The 12,884-nt window shown below is 60.3% G+C and carries 10 protein-coding genes and 9 tRNA genes; 5 read left to right on the forward strand and 14 right to left on the reverse strand.

All coding sequences use genetic code 11. The features are described 5' to 3' along the window. Positions 1-569 precede the first annotated feature (569 nt). Positions 570-2,351, forward strand: a complete 1,782-nt coding sequence (locus tag PJK54_RS13550; RefSeq protein ID WP_271303159.1) for a type I secretion system permease/ATPase — start codon at positions 570-572, stop codon at positions 2,349-2,351. Then, positions 2,348-3,676: an HlyD family type I secretion periplasmic adaptor subunit gene (locus PJK54_RS13555; protein WP_077375488.1), complete on the forward strand. Its 1,329-nt coding sequence runs from the start codon at positions 2,348-2,350 to the stop codon at positions 3,674-3,676. Before PJK54_RS13550 ends, PJK54_RS13555 begins: the two co-directional genes overlap by 4 nt. 127 nt (positions 3,677-3,803) lie before the next feature. Here the strand turns inward: PJK54_RS13555 and PJK54_RS13560 are convergent. From PJK54_RS13560 to PJK54_RS13625, 14 genes are all read right to left on the reverse strand, one after another. Beyond that, positions 3,804-3,891 (reverse strand) — tRNA-Ser (locus PJK54_RS13560). 176 nt (positions 3,892-4,067) lie between these two features. Beyond that, on the reverse strand, positions 4,068-4,643 hold the full coding sequence (locus PJK54_RS13565) for a YiiD C-terminal domain-containing protein (RefSeq protein ID WP_176503207.1): 576 nt from the start codon (positions 4,641-4,643) through the stop codon (positions 4,068-4,070). Positions 4,644-4,651: 8 nt separating this feature from the next. Then, positions 4,652-5,212: an NAD(P)H nitroreductase gene (locus tag PJK54_RS13570; RefSeq protein WP_077375494.1), complete on the reverse strand. Its 561-nt coding sequence runs from the start codon at positions 5,210-5,212 to the stop codon at positions 4,652-4,654. Between the two features lie 128 nt (positions 5,213-5,340). Next, positions 5,341-6,219 carry an NADPH-dependent 7-cyano-7-deazaguanine reductase QueF gene (gene queF / locus PJK54_RS13575; protein ID WP_176503208.1) on the reverse strand — a complete coding sequence of 293 codons (879 nt, stop codon included), beginning with the start codon at positions 6,217-6,219 and terminating at the stop codon, positions 5,341-5,343. Between the two features lie 133 nt (positions 6,220-6,352). Next, positions 6,353-7,126, reverse strand: a complete 774-nt coding sequence (locus PJK54_RS13580) for an ABC transporter permease (protein WP_077375500.1) — start codon at positions 7,124-7,126, stop codon at positions 6,353-6,355. Next, positions 7,123-8,091, reverse strand: a complete 969-nt coding sequence (locus PJK54_RS13585) for an ABC transporter ATP-binding protein (RefSeq protein ID WP_191237612.1) — start codon at positions 8,089-8,091, stop codon at positions 7,123-7,125. Before PJK54_RS13585 ends, PJK54_RS13580 begins: the two co-directional genes overlap by 4 nt. Before the next feature lie 364 nt (positions 8,092-8,455). Next, positions 8,456-8,530 (reverse strand) — tRNA-Gly (locus tag PJK54_RS13590). 34 nt (positions 8,531-8,564) lie between these two features. Further along, positions 8,565-8,640 (reverse strand) — tRNA-Glu (locus PJK54_RS13595). A 142-nt stretch (positions 8,641-8,782) separates the two neighbouring features. Beyond that, positions 8,783-8,857, reverse strand: a tRNA-Gly gene (locus PJK54_RS13600). A gap of 70 nt (positions 8,858-8,927) precedes the next feature. Continuing rightward, positions 8,928-9,003 (reverse strand) — tRNA-Glu (locus PJK54_RS13605). 89 nt (positions 9,004-9,092) lie between these two features. Continuing rightward, positions 9,093-9,167 (reverse strand) — tRNA-Gly (locus PJK54_RS13610). Between the two features lie 37 nt (positions 9,168-9,204). Beyond that, a tRNA-Glu gene (locus PJK54_RS13615) sits at positions 9,205-9,280 on the reverse strand. A 4-nt stretch (positions 9,281-9,284) separates the two neighbouring features. After that, positions 9,285-9,359: transfer RNA gene (locus tag PJK54_RS13620), tRNA-Gly, on the reverse strand. Between the two features lie 25 nt (positions 9,360-9,384). Continuing rightward, positions 9,385-9,460, reverse strand: a tRNA-Glu gene (locus PJK54_RS13625). Between the two features lie 264 nt (positions 9,461-9,724). Between PJK54_RS13625 and msrB the strand changes: the two genes are divergently transcribed. The 3 genes from msrB to PJK54_RS13640 all read left to right on the forward strand — a co-directional run bounded on the left by msrB (position 9,725) and on the right by PJK54_RS13640 (position 12,816). Beyond that, positions 9,725-10,147: a peptide-methionine (R)-S-oxide reductase MsrB gene (msrB, locus tag PJK54_RS13630; protein ID WP_077378468.1), complete on the forward strand. Its 423-nt coding sequence runs from the start codon at positions 9,725-9,727 to the stop codon at positions 10,145-10,147. A 205-nt stretch (positions 10,148-10,352) separates the two neighbouring features. Next, positions 10,353-11,339: a ribosome biogenesis GTPase YlqF gene (gene ylqF, locus PJK54_RS13635; protein ID WP_271303160.1), complete on the forward strand. Its 987-nt coding sequence runs from the start codon at positions 10,353-10,355 to the stop codon at positions 11,337-11,339. A gap of 238 nt (positions 11,340-11,577) precedes the next feature. Then, the gene (locus tag PJK54_RS13640) at positions 11,578-12,816 is read left to right on the forward strand and encodes a pyridoxal phosphate-dependent aminotransferase (RefSeq protein ID WP_271303161.1); all 1,239 of its coding nucleotides are present in this window, start codon (positions 11,578-11,580) and stop codon (positions 12,814-12,816) included. The last annotated feature ends 68 nt before the right edge of the window (positions 12,817-12,884 follow it).

The raw sequence follows: 12,884 nt of genomic DNA on the forward strand, positions 1-12,884 counted from the left end.
CGGCAAAGGCTCGTAAACCCGTCAAAAACGAGTCTAGACGCGGCCTATCGCAAGACAAGAGGTATTTCCACTCACCCTCGAAATGGCAATATGCATCAGATTCCCACATCAAAATAAATTCAATTAAAACAATACATTGAATGCTTTGAAATAATAAAACACCACCCCTATAAACCCTCGATACGACTTGCGTGAGGAGAAAAACAATGCTGAATACCAGAGAAGATAATCTTGTCGAAAGCCAGAACCGTCATACTTTTTGAAAAACGTAAACCATATGGATCTTCACCATCAGACATGAGCAAAATAAACAGCAAAAACCAACAAAATAAAACCCGGAAAGTTTTTTATTGATCATTGAAATATTCACTTGCTCGCCGAGCATTCAGCAGCAATATTTCAACAGGCAGCCAGAGGAATAAAAAAGAATAGCCTAATAAATAGATGATCAATATTGACCACAGAGCCATGGCGTCTCCTCAAGAAAACGTGAAATATCCGAGCTCAGGCAGCCGTCAACGACGGTGACGTGGATAAAAAGAACAACAACGACGCTAGGGAACGACACCATGGCCATCTCCCGGGAAGGTAATGACCTGCAAAAGATCCTGGACCACTGTCGGCACAGCTTTGTCTACGTCGGCCTCTTCAGCTTGTTCATCAATCTGCTGATGCTGGTGCCGCCGCTCTACATGCTGCAGGTCTATGATCGAGTCATCACGACACGTAGCCAGGAAACGCTGCTGATGCTGACTCTGGTGGTCGTGTTCCTCTTCATGGTGATGGGGGCCCTTGAACTGATTCGCTCGAGAATCCTGGTCCGAGTCGGGAATCGACTGGACGTACTGATCAGCCCGAGACTTTACAGTGCCATGTTCAAGCACTCCCTGATGACACCGGGCAAGCCCTCCGCACAGCCGCTGAACGACCTCACCACCCTTCGCCAATTCCTTTCCGGCAACGGCCTGTTCGCCTTCTTTGACGCGCCCTGGGTGCCGATATACATCGGCGTGCTGGCACTGTTTCACCCATGGTTTGGTCTGTTCGCCCTGGGCGCGGGCCTTGTTCTGACCGTCATTGCGCTGATCAACGAGAAGACCACCAGAAAGCTGCTGAGCGATGCCAACGGCCAACATGTCCTGTCCCAGGATCTTGCCAACAGCAATCTGCGCAACGCCGAAGTGCTCCACGCCATGGGCATGCTGCCGGGCATCCAGAATCGATGGGAGGCGCGCCACCGTGAGTATCTGGTGCTGCAGTCCAAGGCAAGCGACCGCGCAGGTCTCTTGACCAACACCTCCAAGGTACTGCGCTTGATGTTCCAGTCATTGATCCTCGGTCTTGGCGCCTATCTGGTGCTGACCGGCGACCTGACGCCCGGCATGATGATTGCCGGCTCGATCCTGATGGGGCGGGCGCTGGCGCCGATCGATCAGATGATCACCGGCTGGAAAGGCTTCAGCGGTGCACGCACCTCACGAGCCCGCCTCGAGGAGCTGCTCGAGGCCGTGCCGGCCGAGGCGCCCTCGATGCCTCTGCCGGCCCCCAAGGGCCGACTGACACTGGAGGCAGTCAACGCCGCGCCACCAGGCGAGCGTCTACCGACCCTCAAGGACATCACTCTGACACTTGCCAAGGGTGAGCACATCGCCGTGGTAGGCCCCAGCGCCGCCGGCAAATCCACCCTGGCACGGGTGATACTCGGCCTATGGCCAGTGCAGCTGGGGTGCGTACGCCTCGATGGCGTGGACGTCAGTCAGTGGAAGCGGACCGCGCTCGGGCCTCATCTTGGCTACCTGCCGCAGGATATCGAGCTATTCGATGGCTCCATCGCCGAGAATATCGCGCGCTTTCAGGAGGTCGATGCGTCACTCGTGGTGCAAGCCGCCCAGAGCGCCGGTGTCCACGACATGATCCTTCGCCTGCCGCAAGGCTATGACACCTGGCTGTCCCACGGGGGAGCCGCCCTCTCCGCGGGCCAGCGACAGCGTATCGGCCTGGCGCGGGCACTCTATGGAAAACCGGTGCTGGTAGTGCTCGACGAACCGGACGCCAACCTGGATGAAAGTGGCGAGCAGGCGTTGGCCAAGTGTCTGATGCAACTGCGCCAGGCAGGCACCACGGCCATCATCATCACCCATCGTCAACGTCTACTGCAGCAGGTCGACCGCATCCTCGTCCTCAAGGATGGCCAGGTGGCTTCACTGTCCCCGCCGACGCGAGGACGACCCGTTGCACGGGCCGTGGCAGGGAGAGGGCACTCGACTCCGTCCAGGAACGCACAGCGTGTCACCGAGCTGAAACCCAGTGCCAGAGGCCGCCATGAAGGCGGTGAGGAGAGCCCGCGATGACCACCTCCCACTCCATGAATGGCGGCTTTGACAGTGAGCTTCCGCTACGCGACCACAATTATCGACGCCTGGGCCTGGCCGTACTGCTCATCGCGGTCGGCGGATTCGGCAGCTGGTCAGTCATGGCGAACCTGGCAATTTCCGTGGTGGCACCGGGATCGGTATCGGTAGAGAGCTTCACGAAGACCATCCAGCACCTCGAGGGAGGCATCGTGGAGTCGATTCGCGTGGAGGATGGCGATCATGTCGAGGCCGGCGACGTGCTCATCGTCTTCGATGACACCCAGGCACGCTCTCAGCAGAAGATCGTCGAGGCTGAATACCTGATTGCCAGAGCCAGTGAGATACGCCTGCTTGCCGAGTACAGCAACGCCGAGACCCTGACCTTCCCGGAAGCCTTGAGGCAGTCGACCAATCCTCGTGTGCGGGAGGTCCTTGAAGTACAGCAGCGGCTCTTTGACGTACGTCGTCAATCGCTGAACGGTGCCATGGCAGCCCTGGATGAGCAGGTCGTGCAGATGAACGAGCAGATTGCAGGTCTCGAGAATACCCAGGCCATCACAAGACGACGCATCAACTCTCTCAATGGTGACGTTGCCAACCATCGCAAGCTGTTCCGAAATGGTCTGATCAATAATCAGCGATTGCGTGAGATGGAGCGTGAGAGTCTCGAATACCAGAGCGACAATGCCGGCCAATTTGCCGAGGTCGCACGGCTGCGTTCCCAGATCAGCGAAAACGAGCTGCAGAAACAGATTCGCCTGCAGGAATTCCAGCAACAGATCGGCGAGTCTCTGCGTCAGGTTCAGGCAGAGGTCACCGATGCGGAAGAACGACTGGTCGCGCTCAATGACAACCTCAGACGTACCAAGGTCATCGCACCGGTGGCCGGCACCGTGGTCGGCCTGAAGGTCCATACGCTGGGCGCGGTGATTCGCAGTGGCGACCCCCTGCTCGATATCGTGCCCGCCGGCGACGGCTTCATCGTCGAGGCCAGGGTCCCGGACCATGATATTGACCACCTCTACTTAGGCCAGCCCGCAGAGATTCGCTTCAGCGCATTCAATCAGCGCCTGTCCAACATCATCGATGGCGAGGTCACGCACGTGAGCGCCAACAGCTTCGAGGATGAAGCGACGCGTGCCCGGTATTACAAGGCGCGGATTCGCGTCACCCGGACCGGCCAGAGCAACATGACCGAGAGCATGCGATTGCTCTCCGGCATGCCTGCCGAAGTGATGATCCGTACTGGTGAGCGCAGCTTCGCCAGTTATGTCGGCAAGCCTGTCGTGGATATGCTGGCGCGAGCAATGAGGGAGGAATGAGGGAGGAATGACAGGAGACTGAGGCGCCAGTAGACGCAGGGAATCACGAGGGGTGCAGGCAATTCGACCAGATCCCCCCTCAGAAACGCGAAAAGCCCGCATCGTGAGATGCGGGCTTTTCTGAATCTGGTGGAGGAGGAGGGATTCGAACCCTCGAAGCCTTTCGACTTACACACTTTCCAGGCGTGCTCCTTCGACCACTCGGACACCCCTCCAGATCAGTGCTCTCATTGGTCACCCGACTGCGTCGTGTTTCCCTTGAGAACGCGGCGTATATTATCGATAACCCTTGAGGGACGCAAGCCTTTTTTCCAAAATCTTTCAGATAGATAGCGTCAGCGCCCTCACCCACCGCACTCGGGCCGAGGTCGGGCCGAGACCGTGCTCGGCATCACGGCCCGAGCACCACGTAATCGCCCCGGGCCTCGAAACACAGCCTCGGGGAAGACTGCCCATCGACCTGACACCACAACTGCTGAGTCAGCGACAATCGCGCTCGCCGCCCTGCCGCCAGACGCTCGCCGACGTCGATCAGCGCGGCCATGTCATCCGGCGCACAGCGGATGTGGTAATCGCCACTGACCGGGGCCAGAAACTGCTGACTGGCACGCGACACCACGAGATCGCGCTGGATACCGCGAGCACGCAGCCAGAGCGTCACCCAGCTCCAGCCACACAGGGTCGCCTCGAGACTCATGGCCCCGCCGAAGGCCGTGCCCTTGTCGTTGAGATTGGGCGGCAGATGCAGATGCCAGCTCAGCTGCCCCGTCGAGCGCTCGGGCTCTGACCACTGCATCTCGACAAGCCCCATGTGGGCAGCCAGCGGAATCGCCTGACTCAGCCAATCACGGAACCGTGACAGATCTTCACTGACCGGCGCCGCGAGAGTGCCCGACCGCCCCTGCCCGTCACGCGGCAAAGGCAGCGGTGGCCAGGCTTCACCACTCGAGCGCAATTGCTCGTTCATTCAGCGCCTCACTGCCAGCGTTCGACGAAGTCGGCACTCTCGCGGCTCGGCAAGGGCTTGAGACGTCCGCCCGGGGTGCCGAGGTAGAGGAAGCCGACCAGCTCATCCTGCTCACTCATGCCCAGTCCGGCGTGCACGGTTGGGTCGAACGCGTAGCCGCCCGTGCGCCACATGCCACCGAGTCCCTGTGCCTGAGCGGCAAACAGCATGGCGTGAGCGGCACAACCGGCACTCACCACCTGCTCGACACGCGGCACCTTGGGGTGGTCCGGCGTGACCTTGGCGATCACCGCGACGACCATCGGCGCCCGTAGCGGCTTCTTGCTGGCCGCGGCCTGGGCTGCCTCGTCACCTGCCGGCGACGTGTTGCGCTCCGCCTCGGCAAACAGCTCGCCGAGACGCTCCAGCCCGCTGCCCGTGAATTCGATGAAGCGCCAGGGCGTCAGCTCGGCGTGGTCCGGCGCACGCAGGGCGGCCTGGTAGATGGCCTCCATCTGCGCATCGCTCGGGGCTGGCGCCATCAGCTTGCCCATGGAATTGCGTTCATGCAGTAACGTCAGCGCGTCCATCGTCTCTCCTGTCACAGACTTAAGATAAGAATGATTCTCACACTAGCATCTCACCAGCACGCCGTCTCATCACTCGATGCTATCTGCCTGATTGGCAAGCCGATCAGACGACATGACCATAGAGAGGACTACTGACGCGAGAGACGCAGCGGCAGGCTGGCACGGGCCTCGGCCTCGAGATCTGGCGTGGCACGCCACGGGCTGATATCCAGGCCGCCACGGCGCACATAGCGCGCCATCACCAGCAGGGACTCAGGCTTCACGCGCGCCATCAGGTCGACGAACAGATGCTCGACGCAGTGCTCATGGAAATCCTGGTGCTGGCGATAGCTGATCAGATAGGCCAGCAGGCGCTCGCGATCGATACGCGGGCCGCGATAGCGGATCCAGACGCTGCCCCAGTCAGGCTGACCGGTGACCGGGCAGTTGGACTTGAGCAGATGGCTGTGCAGGTCTTCGCTGACGATATCGGCGTCATCGGCGCTGAGCAGCTCCGGCGATGGCGTGTAGTGCTCGACGGTGATCGGCAAGTCATCGAGGCATTCTCCCGGCAGGCGCCCGACGTCCAGCTCGTCATCATCCAGTCCCAGCAGACGCACCTCGACCGGCGCGCCCGCCGCGGCGGCAAGATCCCGCTCCAACGTCGCCTGCACGGCCGCCTGATCGGCGAAGCGGCTCTGATTGAGGCTGTTGAGATAGAGCTTCCAGGACTTGGACTCGATCAGATTCGGGGAAGCCGCCGGCAGGCGGAAACGGGCCACACGCACCCACGGCTTGCCGGATTCATCCAGCCAGGAGACCTCAAAGGCGTGCCATTCATCCTCACCGACGAACGGCAACGCCGCATCATCGATACCGATGGGACCACGGTTGGCCGCCCGCGCGATGGGGAACAGCAGGCTGGCATCGTAGTGCTCGGGGTAAGCGGACTCTCGCCCGAGCGGGGCATCCTTGAGAGTCTCGGGGCGCGCCTCATCGGGCACGTTGACGGCAGTGGGGTGAGCCATGACAGCACTCCTGTGAAATAGGCCAATAACGCATCGATATCAGGGGCGCAGACAGCAGAACGCCGGCAGAAGCCGGCGTTTCGTGCACTGGCGCGATAGCGCGCATCTTACCATCATCCTCTGGGCGACATCTTCAGCTGCGGATGCCCTTGCCACGCTCCAGCAGCCACAGCGCGAAGGCGAACAGGCCGATGATGAAGGCCACGATGGCCGCCATCGCCGGACCGACACTGATGTCCGAGACCCCCAGAATGCCGTAGCGGAAGGTGTTGACCATGTAGAGTATCGGGTTGGCCAGTGACACCGTCTGCCAGAAGTCCGGCAGCATGTGGATGGAATAGAAGACGCCACCGAGATAGGTCAGCGGGGTCAGCACGAAGGTCGGAATGATCGAGATATCGTCGAACTTGCGTGCGAACAGCGCATTGATGAAGCCACCGATGGAGAACAACAGCGCCGTCAGCACCACGACCACGATGGTCAGGATCGGGTGATGGATATCGAGATCCGTGAACAGGAAGGCCACGGCGGTGACGATGATGCCGACACCGAGCCCGCGCACGGCGCCACCGATGATATAGCCGAGCAGGATAATCCAGGACGGCAGCGGCGAGACCATCAGCTCCTCGATGCTGCGCTGGAACTTGTTGGAGAAGAACGACGAGGCCACGTTGGAATAGGAGTTGGTGATCACCGACATCATGATCAGCCCCGGCACGATGTAATCCATGTAGCTGATGCCATCCATGGTACCGATGCGCGAGCCGATGAGATTGCCGAAGATGACGAAGTACAGCGTCATGGTGATGGACGGCGGCAGCAGCGTCTGCGGCCAGATACGCGTGAAACGACGGACTTCCTTGACGACGATGGTGACCAGAGCCACCCATAGCTGACGGGGGTTCACTGCGTGATCTCCTTGGCGACATTGGAGGCGATACCGCTTTCGGCATTGGAGCGCTCGACCAGGTCGACGAACAGCTCCTCGAGACGATTGGCGCGATTGCGCATCGACACCACGGTGATCCCGGCGCGATCCAGCGCCGCGAAGGCGGTGTTGATCGACTGGCCCTTGCGTACGGACAGCGACAGCTGCTGGGGATCGCTCAGAGAGACCTCGAAACCCTCGATGACCGGTGCGCTGTCAAGCGGCTCACGTAGATCGAGCAGGAAGGTTTCGGCGTCCAGCTCCTTGAGCAGCTCGCGCATGCTGGTGTTATGCACGATCTCGCCGTGATTGATGATGGCGATATTGCGGCACAGGCTCTCGGCCTCTTCCAGATAATGCGTGGTGAGGATGATGGTAGTGCCCTCCTCACGGTTGATGCGGCGCATGAACTCCCACATCGAGCGACGCAGCTCGATATCCACCCCGGCAGTCGGCTCATCGAGAATCAGCAGACGCGGCTTGTGAATCAGCGCGCGGGCAATCATCAGACGGCGCTTCATGCCACCGGACAGCATGCGTGACGGGGTATCGCGCTTGTCCCACAGCCCGAGATCCTTGAGCAGGCGCTCGGCACGCGGGCGCGCTTCCTTCATGGGCATACCGTAATACCCTGCCTGGGTCATCACGATATCCTGCACCTTCTCGAACTGATTGAAGTTGAACTCCTGAGGGACCACACCGAGATGGTATTTGGCCTTTGAGAAATCCTTGTCGATATCGATGCCCGAGATCTCGACCTTGCCGGCGGTTTTCTGCACCAGCGAACTCACCACCCCCAGGGTCGTGGACTTGCCGGCCCCGTTGGGCCCCAGCAGTGCAAAGAAATCGCCCTCAGGGACATCGAGATCAATCCCCTTGAGCGCCTCGAAACCGTTACCGTAGACCTTGGTCAGGCCACGAATGGACAAGGCGAGTCGTGACATCGGACACCTGTAATCAAATTGGCGCTGTCAGCCAGCACAGCAGAAAAGACGCATCTGAGAACAATTGCGCAACAGTAGCGACACCGCTGAGCAGCACTCGAACATGAAAATCAGACACAAGACATTGGATGCGCATGGTAACGCATTCAGCGCTGCCACATCAGGCACGCTGCAGGAAAGGCATTAGTGCGATACGGGAAACAAGCAGGAGGGAAAAATCAACTGGGAGGACAACACCAAGGACCGGTGCAGAACGGCCTGAGGAGGAATTTCAGGCACAAAAAAATCGCCGGTGACGTGGCACGATGATCGTGTCTGTCAGGCGATGGGGCACTGCTATTTCATCAATCACATCGTGTTCGACTGGAGCGGGAAACGAGATTCGAACTCGCGACCCCAACCTTGGCAAGGTTGTGCTCTACCACTGAGCTATTCCCGCCTGTCGAAACCAAAAACTGCGCTGTCAAACAGAATGGCGTCCCATAGGGGGTTCGAACCCCTGTTACCGCCGTGAAAGGGCGGTGTCCTGGACCACTAGACGAATGGGACGTACTGGAGCGGGAAACGAGATTCGATCGGACTGGCGAACCAGCTCGCGACCTTGTCGCATTACCTTTTCCTCTGAAGCGAGAGATGAGATTCGACCGGGCTGACGTTCAGCTCGCGACCTTGTCACACCACTTGTTCCGAATGGAGCGGGAAACGAGATTCGAACTCGCGACCCCAACCTTGGCAAGGTTGTGCTCTACCACTGAGCTATTCCCGCACCGGGTGTCATGAAGCTGTGCTCACGACATCTGTCTTACTGCTGGCTTGCCACACCATCATGCTCTGCATGGCGTCCCATAGGGGGTTCGAACCCCTGTTACCGCCGTGAAAGGGCGGTGTCCTGGACCACTAGACGAATGGGACGTACTGGAGCGGGAAACGAGATTCGATCGGACTGGCGGGCCATTGGACTGGCACTCCAGCTCGCGACCTTGTCGCATTGCCTTTTCCTTTGGAGCGGGAAACGAGATTCGAACTCGCGACCCCAACCTTGGCAAGGTTGTGCTCTACCACTGAGCTATTCCCGCAACACAAGCAGATCATGCGACCACACAAGACCGAAGATGGCGTCCCATAGGGGGTTCGAACCCCTGTTACCGCCGTGAAAGGGCGGTGTCCTGGACCACTAGACGAATGGGACACACTGGAGCGGGAAACGAGATTCGAACTCGCGACCCCAACCTTGGCAAGGTTGTGCTCTACCACTGAGCTATTCCCGCACTCCGATCCCTACGCTGCAAGAAGTGGCGTCCCATAGGGGGTTCGAACCCCTGTTACCGCCGTGAAAGGGCGGTGTCCTAGACCACTAGACGAATGGGACGTAACGTTCTTGCCTCGTCGAGGTGGCGCGTATATTACAAAGCCCCCTCCCCTTCGTCAACCCCCTGCTTCAACAGGATTTTTCCGGCGTTGGCCAAGTGCATCCACCACGTGCTTGTGGTCACGCCCTGACGCCCGCATTCTTGGGGTATGTACCGGGTGTCGAGTGAAGACCGGTAGCCATTGTTTCGGATTGCCGCTCACGGGAACTTGCTTGCAGGTTCGCGCGGGCGTCGATTCGAGAAACGCATAGAGAGAAGAGACCATGAGCGAGCAAGACAAGCCGACCCAGGACAAGTTGATCCGCAGTGAAGAGGAATGGCGCAAGCGTCTGACGCCGGAGCAGTATCGCGTCGCACGTGAAGCCGGTACCGAACGCCCTTTCAGTGGCGATCACGAGGTCAGCCCGACACCGGGCACCTATCACTGCATTGCCTGCGACGCGAAGCTGTTCGACAACGACACCAAGTTCGACGCCGGCTGTGGCTGGCCGAGCTTTGATCGGCCCTATGCGGATGCCGCCGTCGAAGAGCATTTCGACACCAGCCATGGCATGCGACGTGTCGAAGTACGCTGTCGTCGTTGCGAATCCCATCTGGGACACGTCTTTCCCGACGGCCCTACCGAGACAGGGCAGCGCTATTGCATCAACTCGGTGTCGCTGCGCTTCAAGCCGGTGCGCAGCTGAGACGCCAGAGCGCGAGAAGACGATGCCAGCGTTTCTCCATGGCCGAGCGGCCTCTGGTAGAATGCGCCGCCATACGCGTCCCCTCTTCTTGCTGCCTGTCATCTATCGCCACCTTCATTGGTGAGCGACTCCTGACAGGCGGGCGAGGAGGCAGGACAAGAGGTGACAGGACAACCGTCATACCCCTGACGGCAGGAGAAGCAACATGCTGGGCTGGTACCCGGGACACATGCACAAGGCGCGTCGTCAGATAAAGGACGCGCTGCCCGAGATCGACGTGGTCATCGAAGTCCTCGATGCCCGCCTCCCCTACTCCAGCACCAATCCGGTGCTGTCCGAGCTGACCCGCCACAAGCCGGTCCTCAAGCTGCTGTCACGTGCAGACCTGGCGGACCCGGCACGCACGCGTGAATGGGTCGAGTATTTCGATGCCCTGCCCGATACCCGTGCACTGGCGATCACCACGCTTGAGGCGCGTGACCTCAAGCAGATCCCGCGGCTGTGTCGCGAGATGGCCGGTCATATCCGTGTCGATCGTGATGCGCGCGTGATGGTGATGGGCATCCCCAACGTCGGAAAGTCGACGCTGATCAATGGTCTGGCGGGTCGCAAGATCGCCAAGACCGGCAACGAGCCCGCCGTCACCAAGCGTCAGCAGAAGATTCGCATCGATGGCGGCATCGCCCTGATCGACACCCCCGGGGTGATGTGGCCGAAGATCGAGGATCAGGCCAGCGCCTACCGTCTGGCCGGCAGCGGCGCGATTCGGGATACCGCCATCGACTACACCGATGTGGCGGTGGTCGTGGCGGCGGAGCTGGCCAGGCGCTATCCCGATGAGCTGATCGCTCGCTACAAGCTCAAATCACTGCCGGCCTACAGTGCCAACCCTGACGCCGAGCGAGTCGAGAGTGATGGCCCGCGCAAGGTCGACCTGATGGCGCTCTCGGGCTTCAACGGGGTCGCGATTCTGGAAGAGATCGCCAGCAAGCGTGGCGGCCTGCGCGCCGGTGGCATCATCGATCTGCATCGCGGTGCCGAGGTGCTGCTGCACGAACTGCGCGATGGCAAGCTCGGACGTCTGACGCTGGAAACGCCGGTGGACATTCCCGCCGAGCCGGTGCCGGAAGCCAGTGGCGAGACGCAAGATGGCGCACGGATGAGCGAACCACCTGAGTCCGCGAGCGAATAACGCTACCAGAACAGTGAGATAACGACGGTCGAATTCAGATCTCATTCGCGGACCATGCCTGCAAGCCAGTTGAAAATCCTGCCAGATAACCTCTGGCGGGATTTTTTTCTGCCTGAACATTTCAAACCGCAAATTTAACCACGCTATTGGCCCTTGGCCGTGGCGCGGCAGGCAGGCGGCGCGATATGCTGGACACTCGCCCCTACACCTTACGTGACGGAGATCTACGGAAAGCACCATGGATACCGAGCAAAGAAAGCCCCGCGAAATTCGCAAGTCACACAAGCTGGACAACGTCTGCTACGACATTCGCGGGCCGGTTCTCGAACACGCCAAGCGTCTCGAGGACGAAGGTCATCGCATTCTCAAGCTCAATATCGGCAACCCGGCGCCCTTCGGCTTCGAGGCACCGGAAGAGATCCTGCAGGACGTGATGCGCAATCTGCCGACCGCGCAGGGCTACTGTGACTCCAAGGGGCTTTACTCGGCGCGCAAGGCGATCATGCAGGAGTGTCAGCGCAAGGACATCCAGGGTGTCGGCATCGAGGACATCTACATCGGCAACGGTGTCTCGGAGCTGATCGTGCTGGCCATGCAGGCCCTGCTCGACGATGGTGACGAGCTGCTGGTACCGGCACCGGATTATCCCCTGTGGACCGCTGCCGCCAATCTGGCCGGCGGTCGTGCCGTGCACTATCTGTGTGACGAGGCGCAGGACTGGGCCCCCTCCATCGAGGACATCCGCGCCAAGGTGACCAGCCACACCAAGGGCATCGTGCTGATCAACCCGAACAACCCGACCGGCGCGGTCTACCCGCCAGCCGTCGTGAAGGACATCCTGCAGGTTGCGCGGGAATACGGCCTGGTGGTGTTCTCGGATGAGATCTACGACAAGATCCTCTATGACGATACCGAGCACGTCTCCACCGGTGCGTTGGCCGATGATCTGCTGGTCGTGACCATGAATGGCCTGTCCAAGAGCTATCGCTGCGCGGGCTTCCGCTCGGGCTGGATGATTCTCTCCGGTGACAAGCGCCCGGCGGCCGACTTCATCTCTGGCCTCGACATGCTGGCCAGCATGCGCCTGTGCGCCAATGTCCCGGCCCAGCACGCCATCCAGACGGCACTCGGCGGCTATCAGTCCATCAATGACCTGGTGCTGCCGGGTGGCCGTCTGCTGGCCCAGCGTGATGCGGCCTGGAAGAAGCTCAACGAGATCCCCGGCGTCAGCTGCGTGAAGCCCAAGGGCGCGCTCTACATGTTCCCGCGTCTCGACCCGGAGATGTATCCCTTCGAGGACGACCAGCAGATGGTGCTGGAGCTGTTGCTGGAAGAGAAGATGCTGCTGGTGCAGGGCACCGCCTTCAACTGGCCGAATCCGGATCACCTGCGCATCGTCACCCTGCCCTACGCCGACCAGCTGGAAGAGGCCATCGAGCGTCTCGGTCGTTTCCTGGCGCGCCGCCGCAAGGGCTGAGACACCTCTCTCCTGCGGCAGGCTCCCGCAGCACTGAGCCTCGAGACGGCCTGACGCCACGGTGTCGA

The organism is Cobetia sp. MMG027 (genome assembly GCF_027947415.1).
Lineage (GTDB): Bacteria > Pseudomonadota > Gammaproteobacteria > Pseudomonadales > Halomonadaceae > Cobetia > Cobetia marina.

Bases quoted from the DNA above. Each gene is read 5' to 3' on its own strand.
- PJK54_RS13550 (WP_271303159.1), top strand. From the start codon at position 570: ATGGCCATCTCCCGGGAAGGTAATGACCTGCAAAAGATCCTGGACCAC.
- PJK54_RS13555 (WP_077375488.1), top strand. From the start codon at position 2,348: ATGACCACCTCCCACTCCATGAATGGCGGCTTTGACAGTGAGCTTCCG.
- PJK54_RS13565 (WP_176503207.1), bottom strand. From the start codon at position 4,643: ATGAACGAGCAATTGCGCTCGAGTGGTGAAGCCTGGCCACCGCTGCCT.
- PJK54_RS13570 (WP_077375494.1), bottom strand. From the start codon at position 5,212: ATGGACGCGCTGACGTTACTGCATGAACGCAATTCCATGGGCAAGCTG.
- queF (WP_176503208.1), bottom strand. From the start codon at position 6,219: ATGGCTCACCCCACTGCCGTCAACGTGCCCGATGAGGCGCGCCCCGAG.
- PJK54_RS13585 (WP_191237612.1), bottom strand. From the start codon at position 8,091: ATGTCACGACTCGCCTTGTCCATTCGTGGCCTGACCAAGGTCTACGGT.
- msrB (WP_077378468.1), top strand. From the start codon at position 9,725: ATGAGCGAGCAAGACAAGCCGACCCAGGACAAGTTGATCCGCAGTGAA.
- ylqF (WP_271303160.1), top strand. From the start codon at position 10,353: ATGCTGGGCTGGTACCCGGGACACATGCACAAGGCGCGTCGTCAGATA.
- PJK54_RS13640 (WP_271303161.1), top strand. From the start codon at position 11,578: ATGGATACCGAGCAAAGAAAGCCCCGCGAAATTCGCAAGTCACACAAG.